Source organism: Limnohabitans sp. Hippo4 (assembly GCF_003063605.1).
In the GTDB taxonomy this organism is placed as follows: domain Bacteria; phylum Pseudomonadota; class Gammaproteobacteria; order Burkholderiales; family Burkholderiaceae_C; genus Limnohabitans_A.
Window position 1 is genome coordinate 514,267 of sequence record NZ_NESE01000002.1, and the last position, 20,712, is coordinate 534,978.

18 protein-coding genes and 1 riboswitch are annotated in these 20,712 nt (G+C 55.1%); of the genes, 11 read left to right on the forward strand and 7 right to left on the reverse strand.

The features are described from left to right. Position 1 precedes the first annotated feature (1 nt). The 3 genes from B9Z46_RS07915 to B9Z46_RS07925 all read right to left on the reverse strand — a co-directional run bounded on the left by B9Z46_RS07915 (position 2) and on the right by B9Z46_RS07925 (position 1,623). A complete protein-coding gene (locus tag B9Z46_RS07915) occupies positions 2–817 on the reverse strand; it encodes a sulfite exporter TauE/SafE family protein (protein WP_108255439.1) in 816 nt (271 codons plus the stop codon). A 243-nt stretch (positions 818–1,060) separates the two neighbouring features. Further along, positions 1,061–1,405 carry a cell division protein ZapA gene (locus B9Z46_RS07920; RefSeq protein ID WP_108255441.1) on the reverse strand — a complete coding sequence of 115 codons (345 nt, stop codon included), beginning with the start codon at positions 1,403–1,405 and terminating at the stop codon, positions 1,061–1,063. Continuing rightward, the gene (locus tag B9Z46_RS07925) at positions 1,402–1,623 is read right to left on the reverse strand and encodes a DUF904 domain-containing protein (RefSeq protein ID WP_108255826.1); all 222 of its coding nucleotides are present in this window, start codon (positions 1,621–1,623) and stop codon (positions 1,402–1,404) included. Before B9Z46_RS07925 ends, B9Z46_RS07920 begins: the two co-directional genes overlap by 4 nt. Before the next feature lie 50 nt (positions 1,624–1,673). Further along, positions 1,674–1,915, forward strand: a riboswitch (cobalamin riboswitch). A gap of 66 nt (positions 1,916–1,981) precedes the next feature. Between B9Z46_RS07925 and B9Z46_RS07930 the strand changes: the two genes are divergently transcribed. The 4 genes from B9Z46_RS07930 to B9Z46_RS07945 all read left to right on the forward strand — a co-directional run bounded on the left by B9Z46_RS07930 (position 1,982) and on the right by B9Z46_RS07945 (position 6,606). Continuing rightward, complete coding sequence (locus tag B9Z46_RS07930; RefSeq protein ID WP_108255443.1) at positions 1,982–3,820, forward strand: TonB-dependent receptor domain-containing protein; 1,839 nt, start codon at positions 1,982–1,984, stop codon at positions 3,818–3,820. A gap of 102 nt (positions 3,821–3,922) precedes the next feature. Beyond that, a complete protein-coding gene (locus B9Z46_RS07935; protein WP_108255445.1) occupies positions 3,923–4,789 on the forward strand; it encodes an ABC transporter substrate-binding protein in 867 nt (288 codons plus the stop codon). Positions 4,790–4,807: 18 nt separating this feature from the next. Further along, entirely contained in the window at positions 4,808–5,818 is a 1,011-nt protein-coding gene (locus B9Z46_RS07940; RefSeq protein ID WP_108255828.1) for an iron ABC transporter permease, read from the forward strand. Beyond that, entirely contained in the window at positions 5,815–6,606 is a 792-nt protein-coding gene (locus B9Z46_RS07945; protein WP_108255447.1) for an ABC transporter ATP-binding protein, read from the forward strand. The genes B9Z46_RS07940 and B9Z46_RS07945 overlap by 4 nt, the downstream gene beginning before the upstream one ends. Before the next feature lie 10 nt (positions 6,607–6,616). Here the strand turns inward: B9Z46_RS07945 and nth are convergent, their stop codons facing one another. Further along, a complete protein-coding gene (nth, locus tag B9Z46_RS07950) occupies positions 6,617–7,252 on the reverse strand; it encodes an endonuclease III (RefSeq protein WP_108255830.1) in 636 nt (211 codons plus the stop codon). A gap of 109 nt (positions 7,253–7,361) precedes the next feature. Here nth and B9Z46_RS07955 point away from each other — a divergent pair, with 109 nt between their 5' ends. The 3 genes from B9Z46_RS07955 to B9Z46_RS07965 are packed head-to-tail and all read left to right on the forward strand — an operon-like array spanning position 7,362 to position 11,000. Next, the gene (locus B9Z46_RS07955) at positions 7,362–8,564 is read left to right on the forward strand and encodes a PLP-dependent aminotransferase family protein (protein ID WP_199220582.1); all 1,203 of its coding nucleotides are present in this window, start codon (positions 7,362–7,364) and stop codon (positions 8,562–8,564) included. A gap of 5 nt (positions 8,565–8,569) precedes the next feature. Beyond that, the gene (locus B9Z46_RS07960) at positions 8,570–9,379 is read left to right on the forward strand and encodes an alpha/beta fold hydrolase (protein WP_108255832.1); all 810 of its coding nucleotides are present in this window, start codon (positions 8,570–8,572) and stop codon (positions 9,377–9,379) included. Positions 9,380–9,413: 34 nt separating this feature from the next. Beyond that, entirely contained in the window at positions 9,414–11,000 is a 1,587-nt protein-coding gene (locus tag B9Z46_RS07965) for an alkaline phosphatase (protein WP_108255834.1), read from the forward strand. An 8-nt stretch (positions 11,001–11,008) separates the two neighbouring features. Here the strand turns inward: B9Z46_RS07965 and serB are convergent, their stop codons facing one another. Together serB and mfd are read right to left on the reverse strand one after the other, a co-directional pair. After that, a complete protein-coding gene (serB, locus tag B9Z46_RS07970; protein WP_055361024.1) occupies positions 11,009–11,728 on the reverse strand; it encodes a phosphoserine phosphatase SerB in 720 nt (239 codons plus the stop codon). A 3-nt stretch (positions 11,729–11,731) separates the two neighbouring features. Further along, positions 11,732–15,226 (reverse strand): transcription-repair coupling factor, encoded by a 3,495-nt coding sequence (gene mfd / locus B9Z46_RS07975; RefSeq protein ID WP_108255451.1) that lies wholly within the window; start codon positions 15,224–15,226, stop codon positions 11,732–11,734. A gap of 204 nt (positions 15,227–15,430) precedes the next feature. Between mfd and ispD the strand changes: the two genes are divergently transcribed. Both ispD and ispF read left to right on the forward strand, forming a co-directional pair. Beyond that, positions 15,431–16,225, forward strand: a complete 795-nt coding sequence (gene ispD / locus B9Z46_RS07980; RefSeq protein ID WP_233245945.1) for a 2-C-methyl-D-erythritol 4-phosphate cytidylyltransferase — start codon at positions 15,431–15,433, stop codon at positions 16,223–16,225. After that, the gene (gene ispF, locus B9Z46_RS07985) at positions 16,222–16,701 is read left to right on the forward strand and encodes a 2-C-methyl-D-erythritol 2,4-cyclodiphosphate synthase (protein ID WP_108255453.1); all 480 of its coding nucleotides are present in this window, start codon (positions 16,222–16,224) and stop codon (positions 16,699–16,701) included. Before ispD ends, ispF begins: the two co-directional genes overlap by 4 nt. Before the next feature lie 40 nt (positions 16,702–16,741). Here ispF and B9Z46_RS07990 read toward each other — a convergent pair whose 3' ends face one another. After that, on the reverse strand, positions 16,742–17,512 hold the full coding sequence (locus B9Z46_RS07990) for a 3-hydroxybutyrate dehydrogenase (RefSeq protein ID WP_108255455.1): 771 nt from the start codon (positions 17,510–17,512) through the stop codon (positions 16,742–16,744). 95 nt (positions 17,513–17,607) lie between these two features. Between B9Z46_RS07990 and B9Z46_RS07995 the strand changes: the two genes are divergently transcribed. Further along, positions 17,608–18,519: an alpha/beta fold hydrolase gene (locus tag B9Z46_RS07995; RefSeq protein ID WP_108255457.1), complete on the forward strand. Its 912-nt coding sequence runs from the start codon at positions 17,608–17,610 to the stop codon at positions 18,517–18,519. After that, positions 18,516–20,705: a bifunctional (p)ppGpp synthetase/guanosine-3',5'-bis(diphosphate) 3'-pyrophosphohydrolase gene (locus tag B9Z46_RS08000; protein WP_108255459.1), complete on the forward strand. Its 2,190-nt coding sequence runs from the start codon at positions 18,516–18,518 to the stop codon at positions 20,703–20,705. Before B9Z46_RS07995 ends, B9Z46_RS08000 begins: the two co-directional genes overlap by 4 nt. Positions 20,706–20,712 lie beyond the last annotated feature (7 nt).

The following is a 20,712-nucleotide window of genomic DNA, read 5'->3' on the forward strand; positions in this document are numbered from 1 at the left end:
TTTAGGCCGTAAAACCTTTGTACAGCATGTAAGCGGCCAGCAAATACAGCACGAAGGCAAATGTGCGCTTCAATTGTTTAACAGGAAGTTTGTGCGCCGCACTTGCACCCATGGGGGCCATGAACACGCTACAGCTGGCGATGACCACCAAACCTGGCAGCCACAAATAACCAAAGCTGTGCTCAGGTAAATTGGGGACGTCTTGTCCTGCAACCACATAGCCAATGACGTTGGCCAAAGCAATGGGGAAGCCCAATGCTGAGCTGGTGGCCACAGCATTGTGAATGGCCACGTTGCACCAAGTCATGAAGGGCACGCTGACAAAACCGCCGCCGGCGCCTACCATGCCCGACAAAAAGCCAATGACACCGCCAGCGCCTAACAAGCCGGGCGTGCCTGGCACTTGGCGATTGGGGGCTGGTTTTTTGTCCAAGAACATTTGAGTGGCAGAGAAGCCGACAAACAGCGCAAAGAACAGCGCCAAATAAGACCCCTTGAGTGCGGCAAAAGCACCCATGCTGGCCAAGAAGCTGCCCATCACAATGCCCGGGGCCAGTCCTTTGACCAGATCCCAACGCACAGCGCCTTTTTTGTGGTGCGCGCGAACACTGGAGATGGAGGTGAAGATGATGGTGGCCATGGAGGTGGCAATGGCCATCTTGACGGCCAAATCGGCGCTAACCCCTTCGTCGCCCAGCATGAGGGTGAGAAAGGGCACCATGACCATGCCGCCGCCAATGCCCAATAGTCCCGCCAAAAATCCAGTGAGCAGGCCCAGTGCGGCCAGTTCAGCGATGAGGGTAGGTTCTAAAAACATAAGAAGGGCTTTGAGAAATGATTGAATAAGGTGTCTGCAAGTGCCACTGGACCGGCATCCTGAACCGGGGTTCAGGTGGGCGAGGGCAGACTGGCGTTGGGTTCATCTGACGCGAGACGATCACGCTCACCAGACAATGTACCAAGCCCGGGCTCTAAGAGCATTGGTTCAAGGAAATATAAAGCCCAGCATGCACTGCAGACAGCGCGATTGTAGGCTTAACTCAAAGCCGGGCTTGTGAGACTAAATCAGTTGACCATCCTGGTGGAGGGCCTGATCCAGTTTTTTCAACAGCTGACCCAAGCGTTCGTGATCGGAGTCACTCAGGGCTGCGGTGGTTTCGGGGGTTTCAGTAGCGGAGGCTTGCTTGTCAGCCGAAGGCGGGGCTTCGGCTTGTTCAAAGGCCAGATTGAGGGCTGCCAATACCGCAATGCGGTCACGTGCTTTGATTTTGCCGGCGTCGCGGACCTTGCACATGGCTTGGTCGACTTTGTCAACGGCAGCCAACAGGCGATCTTCTCCCCCCACTGGGCAGCCCAGCAGGTAGCTTTGGCCCATGATTTGAACTTCAAGCTGTTTGGTGCTCATGCGTCGGTGTCAGAAGAGGAGTTTTGGGGCAGTCGCTCAATCAGGGCGTCTACGCGAGAACGGGCGGCGGCCAACTTGGACTTGAGCAAGTCGCGCTCGTGGGAAACTGCCAGCACCTGCTGCAGCAGCAGTGCATTGGTCTTTTGCAATTCTTCGTGCCTGAGCAAGAGGTGCTCGACGCGTTCTGCAATCTGGTCGACGGTGGTGGGGTTCGTCATGTCAGAGCCATTGTAATTTCTAGCATTGTAGGCTTGGTGCAAGGTGACATCTTACAATGTACTTTGTTGGTGCTCGAGACTTGGTTCGCAAGTTTCAGTTCAACGGGAAGCAGGAGAGCCATCCCCCTCGGGGTTAACTCCACCTGCGCTGCCCCCGCAACGGTCAGCAGACGGGCTTTTTCAAAGCCCCGCTTTCATCAATCGCCACTGAGTGCCCTGAAACAGGCATTTGGGAAGGTGATGGAGGTCGATCTGCTTAGCCCGGATACCGGCCAACAAGGTGGTTTTCCTCACGGAGAACCGTACGTTCATGCACTGTCGGGGAAGGCGGTGAGAACACAAAACTGTTAGGTTATCCATGAAACTCACTTGCAAAGTCCTCGTTGCCAGCATGGCCGTGTCGCCTATGGCGATCTCTCACGCATTGGCACAAACTTTTTTACCAGACACCGTCATCACGGCCAGCCGCGTCATGCAGCGCGCCCAGGATGCACTGCCCGATGTGTCGGTGCTGACACGCGCTGACATTGAGCGTTCGCAGGCCAAAGATGTGCCGACGCTCTTGCAAAACTTGGCGGGCATGGAAATCACCCAATCGGGTGGCATGGGTGGGGTGGCTTCCTTGTTCATGCGGGGTGCAGAGTCGCGTCACGCCTTGGTGTTGGTGGACGGCTTGCCCATGAACAACCTCAATTTCAATTTGGCCGCGCTGGAGCATTTGCCCTTGAATGGCATTGAGCGCATCGAAGTGGTTCGTGGCAATGTGTCGAGTCTGTACGGCAGTGCTGCTTTGGGCGGTGTGATTCAAATCTTCACACGACAAAATGCAGGCGAGGGCTTGAAAGGCCCATGGCTAGAGGCTTCAGGGCAAGTGGGCTCTGAGGGCTTCAGAAGCGCCCAGGTCAGTGCGGGCCAAAAGTGGGCTTCTGGTTTTGGTGTGAATGCGTCTACTGAAACAACAGAAAGCAAAGGCTTCAACGCCATCAATTCCTTGCAACGGCTTGGCACCAACCCCGATCGCGATGGTTACAGCCACACGTCACATGCTGTGAACTTGTCGCAAGAATTCGAAGCGGGTCGCATGGGTTTGATGCTGCGCGAAACGCATGCCACGGTGCAATACGACAGCCAGTGGGGACCTGCCAACCAAGCCGATGAATCCAAGAGTGTGTTGCGCAACGTCTTGCTGAATGGCTCTTACAAGGCTTCCAAAGATTTGCAGTGGGATGTGTCTGTGGGGCAGCAAGAAGACAAGCTCAACGCCGCCGTGACGGCCTATCCTTACTTTGTGAACTCACAGTCGCAAACCTCTGCAGTGGGTGCCGTGTGGACACTTTGGCCGAATCATTCGATCACTTCGGGGTATGAAAACACGCGTCAAAAATTGGCGAGTGATACCGAATACAGTTTGTCCGAGCGCACCCTCAATTCATTGCGTTTGGGTTATCAAGCCAAACTGGAAAATCAGCAGTGGCAATTGAATGTGCGTCGCGATCAGTACTCTGACCTTGGCAACGCAAGCACCTGGTATGCAGGCTATGCGTATTTCGTCACGCCAGATTTGCGCTTGAAGGCCAGTTCATCAACTGGTTTCATGGCGCCAACCTTCAACGACTTGTACTACCCATGGGGTGGCAATCCTTTGCTCAAGCCTGAGCAAGCGCGGTCCAACGAAGTCGGTATGCAATACACGCAAGCTTCCTGGAATGCACGCCTCACAGCCTTTGAAAACCGTTACACCGACCTGATTGACAACGATGCCAATTGGACGCGCACCAACATCGCCAAGGCCAAAAACCAAGGTGTGGAAGTGGCACTGGCTGGCAAATGGCAATTGCCAGGCGTGGGCGCCCAACAATGGCGCTTGAGCTTCACGTCGCAAGATCCGCAAAACGAAATCACGCACCAAGCGTTGGCGCGTCGTGCCAAAACGCTGGCGCAGGTTGGATTGCTGCAAAGCATTGGCAAGTGGGATACGGGCATTCAGTGGCGCTACAACGGCGCACGCACAGACGATTCGAAAACGCTCAAATCGTATGCTGTGCTGGACTTCACTGCCAGCCAAGCTCTGACCCCAGAGCTGCGCTTGAACATGCGGCTTGAAAACGCAGGCAATGCCAACTACCAAACCATTTATGGCTACAACATGCCCAAGCGTGGTGTGTTTGCTGGCTTGAATTGGACGCCTAAGCTTTAACGCTTGGGCATCACGTCTGACATGCGCATGAACACGTTGAAATGCTTGCGAACAATGTGGGGGGCCACTGCTTGTGCAGTGGTCTCTGCAGGTGCTATTTCCATGGCGTCCACTGCACTTGCGCAAGGCACATCAGCGTCTCCAAGCATCACGCCCTACACGCTGACCGACGACCGCGGCCGCGTGGTGGTGGTCGACAAGGCGCCGCAACGCGTCATCACTTTGTTGCCTTCTTTGGGCGAAATTGTCTGCGAGCTCAAAGCATGCGATCTGTTGGTGGGCGTTGATCGCTACAGCAATTGGCCAAAGCGCGTGAAAAGCTTGCCTCAATTGGGCGGCTTGGACGACACCCAGTTGGAAGCTTTGGTGAAGTTGAAGCCCGACTTGGTGTTGCTGGCGCGGTCGGCCCGTGTGACCCAGCGCTTGGAATCGATGGGCATCAAAGTGGTGGCCTTGGAGCCTCAAAGTCAAGAGGACATGCGCCGCGTGATTCACCACATCGCTGGCGCATTGCATTTGCCCGATGCCAAAGTTCGCTCAGAAACTTTGTGGCAAAGCATTCAACAAAAATTAGACGCTGCTGCAGCGCGCGTTCCCAAATCTGCAGTGGGTGCGCGCATTTATTTTGAAGCGGGGAGTGGTTACTTTGCAGCGGGCGAAGCCTCCTACATTGGTGAAACACTGAAGCGATTGGGCTTGGTCAATGTGATTGGGGCATCGATGGGTTCTTTTCCGCAGGTCAATCCAGAGTTTGTGGTCAAAGCCAATCCGCAAATTATTTTCATGGGTGAACGCGCGGCAACGGATCTGAAAACCCGACCCGGTTGGCAGCGCATTGAAGCCATTCAACAGCACAAAATTTGCAGCTTCAGCCCAGAGCAGTCCGACATCGTTGTTCGATCTGGGCCTCGCATTCCAGAAGCGGCTGATTTGATGGTGGCTTGCCTGAAGCGGCTTTACCCCGCTTGAGTGCAGAATGAAATTGCCATGAACGCTCGCAAAGTATCTTCAGCTTCTCAACTCGCATGGCAGTTGGGCTTGTTGCTCACACTGATGGTGTTGGCAGGCGCGGTGGTGGGAAGCGAGGGGTGGGCTGTCTCAGCCTTTCAAGCCGATGCCGCATTGATTGCCGACATTCGATTGCCTAGAACGTTGGGTGCATGTTTGGCAGGTGCATTGTTGGGCTTGGCAGGGGCTTTGGCACAAGGCTTGTTTAGAAACCCCTTGGCCGATCCCTACTTGTTGGGCAGTGCCTCCGGTGCCAGTTTAGGTGTGGCCGTGGGCATGGTGATGCTCAGCCAACTTGACGTATCGCCTTGGTTTGTGCGCGTGGGCATCACCGGCATGGCTTTCATGGGGGCGTGGCTGGCTGTGGCTTTGTCCTTGTTGCTGTCGTGGGGTGTTCAGCACACCTTGCGTTTGTTGTTGGCTGGCGTGGTGGTGGGGGTGGTGTTGGGCGCCATCGCCTCATTGCTGCTTGTGATGTATCCGCAAATTCAAGGTTCTGTTCAGTCCTTCATGTTGGGCTCGACAGCCTACGTCAGTTGGCCTGCTTGTGGTCTCATGTTGGGGGTTTTGATCGTCTCTGGCTTGGTGTCGTATGCGGCCAGTCCACTTTTGGATGGCCTGGCATTGGGTGAATCGACCGCGTTGAGCTTGGGGCTGCCGGTCAAGTCCTTGCGCTGGGTGTTGTTGGCTGTATTGGCCTTGTGCACGGCGGCCGCTGTCGCGCAGACGGGCTTGATCGCGTTTGTGGGATTGGCTGCACCGCACCTGGTGCGCGCGCGTTACAAAGGCGTTCATGGCAAAACCCTCAGCTTGTCTTGCCTGATGGGCGCGGTGTTGTTGGGCGGCGCCGATTTGTTGGCACGGGGTTTGATGGCACCCCTTGAATTGCCGGTGGGTGTGCTCACGGCCATTTTGGGCGGCGGCTACATGCTGTATTTGATGCGCGGCATGTCGCCAAAATCTACCAGTGGCAGGGGAGGTCGCGCATGAACGCCAAGTCAGCGGCGGTGTTGTCGGCCAAGCATGTATCGGTGCTTCACGATGATTTCAAGGCGGTCAATGATGTGTCCATCACCTTGCACGCAGGTGAATGGATTGCCTTGGTGGGGCCGAATGGCGCAGGCAAATCCAGTTTGCTCAAAGCCTTGGCAGGATTGACCTTGCCATCGGGCGAGCTTAGTTTGTTGGGTCAACCCTGGGCTTCATGGCATCGCCGAGAGCGAGCGCAATCACTGGCCTGGCTGGGTCAGGCAGAAGCAGGGCAAGACGATTTAACGGTCTACGATGTGGCCATGTTGGGCCGGCTGCCCCATCAGTCTTGGTTGGCATCGCCCAGTGAGCAAGACAAAGCGGTAGTTGAAGTCGCACTGAAAACGGTGCAGGCATGGGAGTGGCGCGCGCGCAGTTTGGGACAACTCTCAGGCGGCGAACGCCAGCGGGTTTTGCTGGCGCGAGCCTTGGCCGTGCAGGCAAAGGTCTACCTCATGGATGAGCCTTTGGCAGGCGTCGATGTGCCGCATCAAGCTGACTGGTTGGAGTGGGTGCGGTGCCTGACAGAGCAAGGTGCAGCGGTGGTCAGCGTGTTGCACGAACTGAACTTGGCCTTGCAGGCTGATTCACTGTGGGTGATGGCAGAAGGTCGTTTGGTGCACTCGGGCTTGCCCGATGATCCCGCCACACATCAAGCCTTGTCCGGTGTCTTTCAAAACCGCTTGCAGTGGCGCGAATGGCAAGGCGATGTAGAGGGCGCGACTCGGTGGGTGGCACTGCCCAAGTAAATACCAAACCCTAAAGTGTCGTTTTGGGCTTGAAGTCGCAACAAGCCGACACGGCGCATTGGTGGCACAAAGGCTTGCGTGCTTGGCAGACGTAGCGGCCATGGAGAATGAGCCAGTGGTGTGCATCCACCAAATACTTGGGCGGAATGCGTTTCAATAATTTCAATTCCACGGCCAATGGGGTTTTGCCCGGCGCCAAGCCAGTTCGGTTGCCCAATCTGAAAATGTGCGTGTCAACGGCCATGGTGGGTTCACCAAAGGCCACATTCAGCACCACGTTGGCGGTTTTGCGGCCCACCCCTGGCAAGGACTCTAGTGCGTCGCGTGAGCGGGGGATCTCGCCTTGGTACTGGTCCATCAAAATTTGGCAGGTTTTCAGCAAATTGCTGGCCTTGTTGCGATACAGGCCGATTGTCTTGATGTAACTTTCAAGGCCCTCCTGGCCCAGTGCCAAGATGGCTTGCGGTGTGTTGGCCACTGGAAACAATTTGCGCGTGGCTTTGTTCACGCTCACATCAGTGGCCTGTGCAGACAAAAGCACGGCTGTGAGCAACTCAAACACCGAGGTGTAGGCCAGCTCGGTGGTGGGCAGTGGATTGGCCTCTTTCAGCGTATGAAAAAAGAGTTCGATGTTGTGTGCGTTCATGAGAGAAAATATCAGCTGAATGAGGCTGCAGACTTGTGATTTCAAGTCAGAATAGTCGCTTGCCAGCTGTTTTGTTATCAAAGAGTTTTGTGGAAGATACACCATGTCCTTGCAATTTGCCGATCGTTTGAACAATGTCGAGACCTCCGCCATTCGGGAGTTGTTCAAACTTCTGGGCAAGCCCGGCATCATCAGCTTTGCCGGTGGCTTCCCCGACAGCGCCATGTTTGACGTTGAAGGCATTCGCGAAGCTTCGTCGCAAGCCTTGTCTCAAGAACCCGGTGCTGCATTGCAATATGGCGCAACCGAGGGTTACGGCCCCCTGCGCGAGCAGTTGGCGCACTTCATGGCACAAAAGGGCGCGACTGGTTTGGCCGCCGATCAATTGATCGTGACCACTGGCAGCCAGCAAGCACTCGACTTGCTTGGCAAAACCATGATCAGCCCTGGCGACAAAGTGATTGTGGAAGGCCCCACATTTTTGGCAACCATTCAGTGCTTCAGGTTGTATGGTGCCGAGCTCATTTCTGCTCCGGTCGATGGCGAAGGTGTCGACACTGTCGCCTTAGAAAAACTCATTGCCGAACATCGCCCAAAGTTTGTGTATGTCATCCCCACATTTGGCAACCCGACCGGTGCCTTGCTCAGTTTGGCGCGCCGCAAAAAGTTGTTAGAGCTGGCCGTCAAATACCAAACCCTGATGGTGGAAGACGACCCCTACGGCGATTTGTATTTCAACGAGGCACCACCGCCCAGTTTGTTGGCCCTGAGTGCACAGGTGCCTGGTAGCCGAGATTGGTTGGTGCACTGCGGCTCCTTGTCCAAAGTACTCAGCCCTGGCCTGCGCGTGGGTTGGATGATTGCGCCTTCTGAGCTTTTAAGTCGCGCGGTCATGTGCAAGCAGTTCAGTGATGCGCACACCAGTACGTTTGCACAAGCTACAGCCGCGCACTACCTCAAAGCAGGCCGAATGCCTGCCACCTTGGACAAAGTGCGCAAAGTGTATGCGGGTCGCGCGCAAACCATGTGCGATGCACTTCGCAAAGATTTGGGCAACGCCATTTCATTTGTACAGCCACAAGGCGGCTTGTTTGTGTGGGCCCATCTCACGGGTGCCAATGGCAACGTGAATGATGGCAACACCTTTGCCAAAATGGCCATCGACCAAGGCGTGGCCTTTGTACCTGGCGCACCGTTCTATTGTCAAAACCCAGACCACAGCACCTTGCGTTTGAGTTTTGCCACCGTGGGCGAAGACAAAATCTTGGAAGGTGTGGCGCGTTTGAAACAAGCCATGGCGTCGTCCCATTGATGCCCATGAACATTCAAGGCGTCGACATTCACATTGAAGGCAATGGCCCCGACACATTGCTGATGTTGCATGGCTGGCCCGACACGCTGGCGCTTTGGAATGATACGGTTTTAGCCCTTCGGGACACACATCGCTGCGTGCGCTTCACATTGCCAGCATTTGATGCCAATGCGCCGGTGGCCCCCAAGTCGCTGATCGAAATGGTCAGCTTCATCAACGACGTTGTCAATGCTGTGAGCCCCGACAAGCCAGTGACCTTGGTCTTGCACGATTGGGGTTGTGTTTTTGGTTACGAGTACGCTGCCGTTCATCCCAACCGCGTCCATCGCATGGTGGCTGTGGATGTTGGCGACCACAACTCCAAAGCGCTTCATGCCTCTTTAAGTGGCAAGGCCAAGTGGGGCGTGTTCAGTTATCAAATTTGGTTGGCCTTGGCTTGGCAACTGGTCAACATCTTTGGTGCTATGGGACGCCCATTGGCGAATCGCATGACACGTTACATGGCCAAAGCTTTGCGTTGCCCCAGCCCATTAGGGGACATGCATGTGGGCATGAACGTCCCCTATGCCATGAAGTGGATGGGCACCTTGGAAGGTTTTGAGTTGGCTTGCAACGCGCTCAAAATTTTGCCAACAGCACGGCCCATGTTGTACATCTACGGCAAACGCAAGCCCTTCATGTTTCACTCAGAGCGGTGGCTTGAAAAAATTGCGGCACACCCCGGCTCCAGGGTTGAAGGCTTTGACACAGGTCACTGGGTGATGAGCAACAAGCCAGAACAATTCAATGCATTGCTGAAAGAATGGTTGGGTTGATTTGAAAAAATCCGATACATCTTCTGCATCCTTTTTGAATTCATATTCAAGGCGAGACTGGCTCAGGTGGTCGGTTGCCGCTGCTGCGCCACTCACCTATGCAGTGTCCTCTGCGCAGGCACCTCTCAAGCACAATCCATTCAGTTTAGGTGTGGCCAGCGGTTCCCCCAATCACCACTCGGTAGTGTTGTGGACACGCCTCATGCCCGAAGGCGGCAGCGGCACATTGCCATTGGCGTTGGGTGATGTTTCGGTCACTTGGGAAGTGGCCGATGACGAACACTTCAAACTCAACCGTCGCACAGGGCAGGTGATGGCCTTGGCAGCATTGGCCCACTCGGTTCATCTAGAGTTAGAAGGCTTGCAGAGCGATCGTTGGTATTTCTACCGCTTTCAATTTGGCAATGCACAAAGCGCGATCGGACGCACCCGAACCTTGCCACACCCCGAAGCCATGGTGCAAAAACTCCGTGTGGCTTATGCGTCCTGCCAGCGTTGGGAGCACGGCTACTTCAGTGCTTACGAGCACATGGCCCAAGAAAACCTCGACATAGTCTTGTTCTTGGGTGACTATATCTACGAATACGCGGCAGCCGCCAATTCAGTTCGCTTGCCCACTGGCGGTTGGGTGACCAGTTTGTCGGATTACCGCAATCGGTATGCGCTGCACAAAAGTGAAAAGAGTTTGCAAGCCATGCATGCCCAATGCCCATGGCTGGTCACATGGGACGACCACGAAGTGTCCAACGACTACGCAGGTTTGGTGCGAGGTTTCAGTGGCAACATCACGATTGATTTTGAAGCGCAGCGTGCCCAAGCTTATCAAGCGTTTTACGAGCACATGCCGCTGCGTGCCAGTGCACTCACGCGCTCGCTTGAAGGTTTGGCGCGCGGGGCAGAAATGCGCATTTATGGGCAAGTGACTTACGGCAAATTGGCCAACATTTATTTGCTCGACGATCGACAATACCGCGATCGGCAAGTCTGCAACAAAGGCTTGGGATTTGGCTCGGGTTGGGTCGATCCAGCCCAATGCGAAGAATGGCTCAACCCACAAAGAACCCTGCTGGGTTCCTCGCAAGAGCAGTGGCTCCATCAATCCTTTGCCAACGCGCGTAACGATCAACGCGTATGGAATGTCCTTGCCCAACAGACGCTGTTTGGCCGGCGTGATTACAGGCAAGGCGCTGGACAATATTTGTGGAACGATGGCTGGGATGGCTATGCAGCGGCCCGCCTACGCATGACGCAGTCCATGCAAAATAATGCTTTAAAGAATCCTGTTCTCATTGGCGGCGATGTGCACGAAAACTGGGTAGGTCATGTCATGGCTGATGCCAATAAGGACGACAGTGCCAAATTGGGGGTGGAGTTTTGTGGTGCTGGTATCACGGCGCGCTCTGCTGGCAACGCCAAATTGGCAGAGCGTTTGGCTGAAAATCCTCACTTCATTTTTGCCGACAGCGAGCGCAAAGGCTACGGTGTGGTGGAGTTCACGCCCAATCAAATTCAAACCGAATTGCGCGTGGTCGACGATGTGCGTCAACCCCAAACTAAGATTGAAACCTTGGCCAAGTTTGAGGTAGAGGCGGGGGTGCCTCAGGTTCACCGCAAAGCTTAAGCCGCAGCTTACGCAGCTTTTTCAAACACTTCCAGCAGGCGGTCCAGGCCGCCTTCTTCAATGGCCACCATGGCTTGCTCACGCACCTTGGGCTTGGCGTGATAGGCCACCGACAAACCGGCCACACCCATCATGGGCAAGTCGTTGGCACCATCGCCCATGGCAATAGCTTGAGAAGGCGCAATGCCCATTTGCGCACAGGTTTGCAACAACATCTTGCGCTTTTCTTCGCCGTCGCAAATGTCGCCCCAGTCTTGGTCCACCATGCGGCCGGTCAACTCGCCATTCACCACTTCCAACACATTGGACCGTGTCCAGTTGATGCCAAGTCGGTCACGCACATGGTCAGTGAAGAACGTAAAGCCCCCTGAAACCAACAGCACTTTCATGCCTGCAGCTTGGCAAGCCTTCACCAGTTTTTCTGCACCAGGGTTCAATTGCAGTCGGTTGTTCAAAACCTCTTCCATGTGAGCCACGGTCACGCCTTTGAGCAAGGCCACCCGCTTGCGCAAACTGTCTTTGTAATCGGTAATTTCGCCGCGCATGGCGGCTTCGGTGATGGCCGCCACTTCTGCTTTGCGTCCTGCTGCATCGGCAATTTCATCCACGCATTCAATGTTGATGAGGGTGGAGTCCATGTCAAAGGCAATCAATTTGAAATGGCTCAGTTGCAGGGGCGGTGTGAAGCCCTTCAGAGTCATGCCCTGAAGTGATGGGGTGTTGCTCATTCTTTATCCTTCCACAGTCTCAATTTTAGGTTGTCCCAATGACCTCAAAATGTCTCGCACCATCTGGGCTCGTGCTTTTGGATCGGGCAGCTCACGTTCAATTCGCAACTTGTCGTTGCCGGCCAATTGAATGTGCTTGTTCTTTTGAATCAACTCAATGATGCGCATCGGCTCAATGGGTGGATTGGGTTTGAAGCTGATCACAATCACGTTGGGTGTGGCGTCTACCTTGACCACGCCATAAGGCACGCTCATGACGCGCAAACGATGCACATCCATCAGGGTTTGAGCTTGCGTTGGCAGCTTGCCGAAGCGGTCCACAATTTCTTCTAGCAAGCCATCAATTTGGTCGGTCGTTTTGGCTGTGGCCAATTTCTTGTAGAACGACAAACGCAAATGCACATCGCCGCAGTAGTCATTGGGTAGCAGGGCAGGGGCGTGCAAATTGATGTCGGTGGCGGCAGACAAGGGGCTGAGCAAATCGGGTTCCTTGCCAGCCTTCAAGCAACGAACCGCTTCGTTCAACATTTCGTTGTAAAGCTGAAAGCCAATCTCCATCATGTTGCCGCTTTGGTTTTCACCCAACACTTCACCGGCACCGCGAATTTCCAAATCGTGCATGGCCAAGTAAAAACCACTGCCCAGCTCTTCCATTTGTTGGATGGCGTCTAAGCGCTGCGAAGCCTGTTTGGTGAGACCATCCATGTCAGGCACCATCAAATACGCATAGGCCTGGTGGTGACTGCGTCCCACACGGCCGCGCAATTGGTGCAACTGCGCCAAGCCAAATTTGTCGGCGCGCGAAATCACAATGGTGTTGGCGGTGGGCACATCAATGCCGGTTTCAATGATGGTGGAGCAGAGCAAGATGTTGTAGCGCTGCGCCACAAAGTCTCGCATCACTTTTTCCAAATCGCGTTCGGGCATTTGGCCGTGGGCGACTGCAATGCGTGCTTCCGGCAATATCTCTTCCAGCTTTTGACGGCGGTTCTCGATCGTCTCCACTTCGTTGTGCAAAAAGTAAACCTGACCACCGCGTTTCAATTCGCGCAAAACCGCCTCTCGGATCACGCCGGTGCCTTCATTGCGCACAAAGGTTTTGATGGCCAAGCGGCGTTGCGGCGCCGTGGCAATCACGCTCAAATCGCGAATGCCTTCTAGCGCCATGCCCAAGGTGCGCGGAATGGGCGTAGCTGTCAGGGTCAGCACATCCACTTCAGCGCGCATGGCCTTCATGGCCTCTTTGTGACGCACACCAAAGCGGTGTTCTTCATCAATCACCAGCAGTCCTAAGTTTTTGAACTTGGTCGATTCACTCAGCAGTTTGTGTGTGCCCACCACAATGTCCACGGTGCCATCGGCCAAACCTTTGAGCGCCTCATTCACCTCTTTGGTCGAGCGAAAGCGCGACACCTCTGCCACCTTCACAGGCCACTTCGAAAAGCGATCTTTCAGTGTCTGGAAATGTTGCTCGGCCAGCAAGGTGGTGGGCGCCAGAATTGCCACTTGCTTGCCACCCGTCACGGCCACAAAGGCTGCGCGCAAGGCCACCTCGGTTTTGCCAAAGCCCACATCGCCACAAACCAAACGGTCCATGGGGCGGGGGCTGATCATGTCTTGAATCACGGCATGAATTGCGGCGTTTTGGTCGGCTGTTTCGCTGAAACCAAAGTCATTGGCAAAGACTTCGTAGTCTTGTGGGCTGTATCTGAAGGGATGGCCTTCGCGCGCTGCGCGGCGCGCGTAGATGTTGAGCAGTTCTGCGGCGGAGTCTCGCACTTGCTCAGCCGCTTTTCGTTTGGCTTTTTCCCACTGACCACTGCCCAAACGGTGCAGCGGCGCTTCATCGGCACTCACACCGGTGTAACGGCCAATCAATTGCAACTGGCTGACGGGCACATACAGCGTGGCTTTGTCGGCGTATTCCAAATGCAAAAACTCTTGCAAGGCGGGCGTGCCGTCTGGGTTTTTCTCACCCAAGTCCATGTTCACCAAACCGCGGTAGCGGCCAATGCCGTGGGCGTTGTGCACCACAGGGTCGCCCACGTTGAGCTCGGACAAATCTTTGATCAGCGCTTCAACATCGCTGACTTGTTCTTGTTTTTTACGGCGACGCGTGGTGACACCTGCTGCAAACAATTCGGTCTCTGTGACCAAATCAATGCCTGCTTCAAACCAGTGGAAACCAGCATTCAAGGCGGCCGTGGCAATGCCTATTTTTTCGTCACTGGCTTGAAATTCTTGCAGGTCATCAAAGGCCGGAGGGCTGACACCGCCAGTTCGCAAAAAGTCGAGCAAACTTTCTCGTCGGCCAGCACTCTCGGCCAGAATCAAGACGCGATGGGGTGTGCTTCGAATGTGCGCTTGAAGTTTGGCCAAAGGCTCTTCCGCACCGCGCACCACCGTGAGGTCGGGCAGGGCTTGCGCCAGTGTGTTGTCTGCGTCAGCATCTGCACCTTGCCTGAGCGCCAATTGCGCATGCTGGTGGGTGCCTGTGTAGAACTGCTCAGCCGATAAGAACAATGCTTCGGGTGGTAAGGCGGGCCGTTCTGGGTCGCCTTGCACCAATCGATAGCGGTCTTTGGTGTCTTGCCAAAAACGTTGAAAGGCAGGCTCTAAATCGCCGAGCAAGACCAAGGTGGCCGGCATGTCCGTTCCTGCACCCAAATAGTCAAATACTGTGGCGGTTTCTTCAAAGAACAGCGGCAAATAATATTCAATGCCGGCCGTGGCGACGCCATTGCCCATGTCTTTGTAGATGCGGCTTTTGGTGGGGTCGCCTTCTAGCAATTCGCGCCATCGGCTGCGAAACTTGGCGCGCGCGGCTTCGTCCATCGGAAACTCTCGACCCGGCAGCAAACGCACTTCGGGTACGGGGTACAAGCTGCGCTGTGTGTCGGGGTCGAAGGTGCGAATGGAGTCAATTTCGTTGTCAAACAAATCGACACGGTAGGGCACCTGAGAGCCCATGGGGAACAAATCAATCAGGCCACCGCGCACGGCATATTCGCCCGGGCTCACCACTTGGCTAACGTGACTGTAACCGGCCAAAGTGAGCTGCGACTTGAGCTTGGCTTCGTCCAGCTTTTGTTTGGTTTTGAATTGAAAGGTGTAGCCTGCCAAAAACGAAGGCGGTGCCAAGCGGTACAAGGCGGTGGTGGCCGGGATGAACACCAAGTCGGCCCCTTCGGCTTTGTCGCGCTGACTGATGCGCCACAAGGTGGCCAAACGTTCGCTGATCAGATCTTGGTGGGGCGAGAAGGTGTCGTAGGGCAATGTTTCCCAGTCGGGAAAAATGGCAATGCGAAGGCCAGGTGCAAAGAAGGCCACCTCGTCCATCAGCCTTTGTGTGTCGGCCGCATCCGATGTCACCACGGCCGTCAGGCGGCCTTGTGCTTTCTCTCGTTCGGCCAGTTGGGCCAACAGCACAGCATCTGCCGAGCCGATGGGGCGGGGCAGGGTAAAGCGTTTTCCTAAGCTCAGCGCGGGTAATTGCATGAAACACCAATGGCAAACACCCCCCGCCGAGATGGAGGGGGGTGTGAATAAAACTTGGTTTGTATTTTAAGAGGGCTTGTTGTGTTGGCGCAGCTTGCTGCTAAAAAGTCCTTGAAAGTCTCCAAATCTGCTTGAAGTCCTTCAAAATGTGGGCTTAGGCTTCCTATGAAGTCAATTTTTAGACATTGAAAAAAGCAACAGGCCGTGAATTCCTCTGAAAAAGACAGTCCTCCCTGCACTGACAGTTGTTTGCCCGTTGCGCGCTGTTTTGCGTTGGTGCCCTGTGCGGGCTCGGGCTCGCGCGCTGGCACTCTCAAGCCGAAGCAGTACGAGCTGATTGCTGGCCAAAGCATGGTGATGCACACCTTGGCCGCTTTGGGATCCGTTGAACGCCTGCAGCAAGTGCTTGTGGTGGTTTCACCCAGCGATACACATGTTTGGCCAGATGCGCCAGATGCGCTAGAAGGGGCGGAAGGACAACGGGGTCGCCGTCCTTTTGAGCGCATTGCCTGTGGTGGTGATACCCGCGCCGAATCAGTTTTCAATGGCTTGTCTTACTTGCTCAAAGAAGGTGAGCACAAGCCAGAGGGTGTTCAAGCGAACGACTGGATCTTGGTGCATGACGCAGCCCGCTGCCTCATCACTGAATTGGAAATCAACCGCCTGATCGATGCCTGCATCGACGACGACGTGGGCGGCCTGCTGGCGTTGCCTTTGCCCGACACCTTGAAAGCAGCGGTCAATGGCCGCGTCAGTCAAACCTTGCCGCGCCAAGACAAATGGTTGGCCCAAACACCCCAAATGTTTCGCGCAGGTCAGTTGCATGCCGCATTAAAGGCCAAGCAAGCTGAGAATTTTGAAGGCATCACCGACGAAGCCAGCGCCATGGAAATGGCGGGCTTTGCCCCCAAGTTGGTGGTCGGTAGCCCCCACAATTTCAAAGTCACTTATCCACCCGATTTCGCTTTGGCGGAAGATTTACTGGGGAGCAGAACATGAACATTCGAGTTGGCGAAGGTTGGGACACACACGCCTTGGTTGAAGGCCGACCCTTGATGCTGGGTGGCGTTCAAATTCCACACGACAAAGGCCTGCTGGGGCATTCCGATGCAGACGTCTTGTTGCATGCCATCACCGATGCGTTGTTGGGCGCTGCAGGCTTGGGCGACATTGGTCAGCATTTTCCAGACACCGATGCCACCTACAAGGGTGCCAATTCTGTGGTGTTGTTGAAAAAAGCCTACGACCACGTCAAGCAACTGGGCTGGCACTTGGGCAATGTCGATTGCACCATCGTGGCCCAAGCACCCAAGTTGTCGCCACATCGCTCAGACATTCGATCGTCCATTGCCAAGGTTTTGGGTGTGCCCGAATCCCATGTCAACGTGAAAGCCAAAACGGCTGAAAAAATGGGGCCAGTGGGCGAGGGCCTCAGCATGGAGGCCAGGGCCGTGGTCTTGATTCACAAGCCCTGAAGAAAAATGCCACCTTGAAGGTGGCATTTGTTTGGGAGGCTTATTGAGCGGCCCAACCGCCGTCCATGTTCCAGGCCACGCCGCGAATGTTGTTGCCCGCTGCGGAGCAGAAAAACACCGCCAACTCGCCCAACTCTTCTGGCGTAGTGAATTGCTTGGAGGGTTCTTTTTCACCCAACAACAATTCGGTGGCTGCTTGGTTGCTTAAGCCCAAAGCTTCGGCTTTGGCATCCACTTGTTTTTGAACCAGAGGCGTCAACACCCAGCCAGGGCAAATGGCGTTACAGGTGACGCCCGATGTGGCGTTTTCCAGGGCTGTGACTTTGGTCAATCCCACAATGCCGTGCTTGGCGGCCACATAGGCTGATTTTTCGGCAGAGCCTACCAAACCGTGCACTGAGGCCACGTTGATGATGCGACCCCAGTTGGCTTTTTGCATGGCGGGCAAGACAGCACGCGATGCATGGAAGGCACTGGACAGGTTGATGGCGATCACGGCATCCCAACGCTCAACTGGGAAGTTTTCAACACGCGCCACGTGCTGAATGCCGGCGTTGTTGACCAAGATGTCAACACGGCCAAATTTGTCTTCAGCAAACTTCACCATCGCCTCGATTTCGGCGGGCTTGCTCATGTCTGCGCCGTGGTAGGCCACATTGGCGCCCAAAGCCGCAATTTCGGCCTCTGGACCCGCATGGTCGCCAAAGCCGTTCAAAACGATGTTGGCGCCTTGTTTTGCCAAGGCTTTGGCAATGCCCAGGCCGATGCCACTGGTCGAGCCGGTTATGAGTGCGGTTTTGCCTTTCAGCATGGTGTTCTCCGAATGATTTACGATGTGGAAAAGTGAATTATGGCGCGGTCAGGCCACGTGGGCCTGACAGCGGTCATTCAATCAAGTGAAACTGCATGTCCGAACCCGTTATTGCGTACGTCAATTGCCCTGATGCAAAGGGCTCCCACCGCATGGCTTATGCCTCGTGGGGGCCTGCCACGGCCTCCCATGTGGTGTTTTGCGTGCATGGGCTCACCCGTCAAGGACGCGACTTTGACCTGCTGGCCCAAGCCATGGTGGCTGCTGCAGAAGCGGCCCAATTGCCGCCTGTTCGCGTCATTTGCCCCGATGTGGTGGGACGTGGCCGAAGCGATTGGCTGACGGACCCCATGGCTTACCAATTTCCGCAATATGCATCCGACATGGCTGTGTTGATTCAAAGCTTGAACAGCCAGCACCCCATTCAAAGACTTGATTGGGTGGGAACCAGCATGGGCGGCGTGATTGGCATGTTGTTGGCTGCGCAAGAGTTGCCCGTGCCCATTCGCAACTTGGTGCTGAACGACATTGGCCCCCCCGTGTCATGGAAGTCCATTCAAAACATGCAGACCTATGTGGGAGAGGTGGGCCACTTTGCAACGGTGCAAGACGCCGCCAATGCCATGTGGGAGATTTCAAAATCTTTTGGTCCGCACTCGGATGCCGAGTGGTTGGCCTTGTCGCAGCACATGGTGAAGCGCCTAGAAGATGGCGCGTACTGTTTGCACTACGACCCGCAGTTGAGGGTGCCCATCAGCGCCGTCACTGAAGCATCTGCCAAGGCGGGTGAGGCAGCGCTGTGGCAAATCTACGATGCCATTCGTTGCAAAACTTTGCTGATACACGGCGCTGAATCAGAACTGTTAAGCAGGGATGCCGTGCAAGCCATGACCCAGCGGGGACCGCGCGTGCAAGTGGCCACTGTGCAAGGTGTCGGCCACGCGCCAACCCTCACGCACCCAGATCAAATCGACTTGGTGCTGGCGTTTTTGGGGCTGCGTGCATGAGTGAGTCTTATGAAGACATTTTAGTTCGTGCAAGGGCCTTTGCAGAACCCTTCTTGTCTGGTGAGTTGTTAGACACTGGCGAAAACCTGCTTGCGCACGCCGATGCCGTCGTGGCCATTTTGGACACCATGAACAGCGGCAACGATGTGAAGGCGGCCAGTTATTTGGTTTACACCTGCCCACACCTCAGCCGCCCGCATGAGGTCATTGCCAAAACCTTTGGCGATGAGTTTGCATCGCTGGCCGTAGAAACCACCAAATTGGTGGAAGTGCAGCGTCTGTCGCGCACGGCAACGTCGGCTGCGCAATTGCAAGACGATCCGCGCGCGCAAACAGAAAACGTGCGCAAAATGTTGCTGGCCTTTAGCAAAGATTTGCGCGTCATCATGTTGCGCTTGGCATCGCGTTTGCAAACGCTGCGCTACTTTGCCAGCAGCAAACAAGCGGTGCCGGCCAGCTTGGCCAAAGAGTCTTTGCAGGTGTTTGCGCCTCTCGCCAATCGGCTGGGTATTTGGGAGATCAAATGGGAATTGGAAGATTTGTCTTTCCGGTTCTTGGAGCCAGACACTTACAAAAAAATTGCCAAATTGCTAGACGAAAAACGCGTGGAGCGCGAAAGCAACATGCAGCGTTTGCGCGAACAAGTGCAAACCGAATTGGCGGCGCAAAACATCAAAGCCTCAGTGCAAGGCCGGCCCAAACACATCTACAGCATTGTGAAAAAAATGCGCGGCAAGTCGCTCGACTTTTCGCAAGTGTTTGACATCCGTGCCATGCGCGTCATTGTGTCCAATGTGGCCGATTGCTATGAGGCGCTCAGCTGGGTGCATTCCAGCTTTTCTCCGATCACTTCTGAGTTTGACGACTACATCGCCAAACCCAAGCCCAATGGGTACCAGTCATTGCACACCGTGGTGCGTGATGCTTCAGGTCGACCCATTGAAATCCAAATTCGCACGCAAGCCATGCACGACCATGCAGAGCATGGCGTTGCGGCGCATTGGGCCTATAAAGAGGCGGGTGCCAAGGGTTATGTGGGCGTCAGTGCCAACAGTGATTACGACGCCAAAATTGCAGTCTTGCGGCAGCTCTTGGCTTGGGAACGCGAGATGTCTTCCGAGGTTTCTGGGCCTGCTGGTGCGACAGAAAAAGCAGGGTCAGGACAATCTGCCGATGAAACCGCGCTCTTTGACGATCGCATTTACGTGCTCACACCCAATGCCGCCATTGTGGAGCTGCCCAAAGGGGCAACGCCCATCGATTTTGCGTACACCGTGCACACCAACTTGGGCCACAGATGCAGAGGTGCCAAAGCCGATGGCGTGATGATTCCATTGAACACACCTTTGCAAAACGGCCAGACCGTCGAAATCACCACCGTGAAGGAGGGTGGCCCTTCGCGCGATTGGATGAACACCGAGCTCGGTTTTTTGGTCAGCCACCGGGCGCGGGCCAAAGTGCGTGCTTGGTTCAATGCACAAATCACGCATGAGAACATCGCCAAGGGTCGCGAGGCTGTTGAGAAAATTTTGCAGCGTGAAGGCAAGACTTCCATCAAGTTAGAAGACCTGGCTTCAGATTTGGGATTCAAGTCGTCTGAGGCCTTGTTTGAAACAGTGGGCAAGGATGAATTTTCCTTGCGCAACATCGAGGTGTTCTTGCGGCCGCCAGAGCCCGTGATGCAGCCCGATGATTTTGTGCTGCTCAAAAAATCACGCGTAGTGCCGCCCAAGTCGCAATCGGGTGTATTGGTGGTGGGCGTGGATTCATTGCTGACGCAATTGTCCAAGTGCTGCAGACCTGCGCCGCCCGATGCCATCAGTGGCTTTGTGACCCGAGGCAAAGGAGTCAGCATTCACCGGGATGACTGTCGCAACTTTCAGTCTTTGTTGGCCAAACACAGCGAGCGGGTCATTGAAGTTCGATGGGGTGTTCAAAAACCAGGTCAGACGCTTTTGTATCCCGTAGAGGTTTCTGTAGAAGCTACCGACAGACAGGGCTTGCTTCGTGATATTTCAGAGGTCTTTGCCAAGGAAAAAATGAACGTCGTTGGCGTGCAGACTCAGTCGGTCAAGGGAACGGCTTGGATGACTTTTACGGTTGAAGTGGCCGATGCGTCGCTATTAAAGCGGGTGATGCAAAGTGTGAAGTCGGTGGCTGGGGTGGGGCAGGTAAGGCGAAATTAGGGCAGGG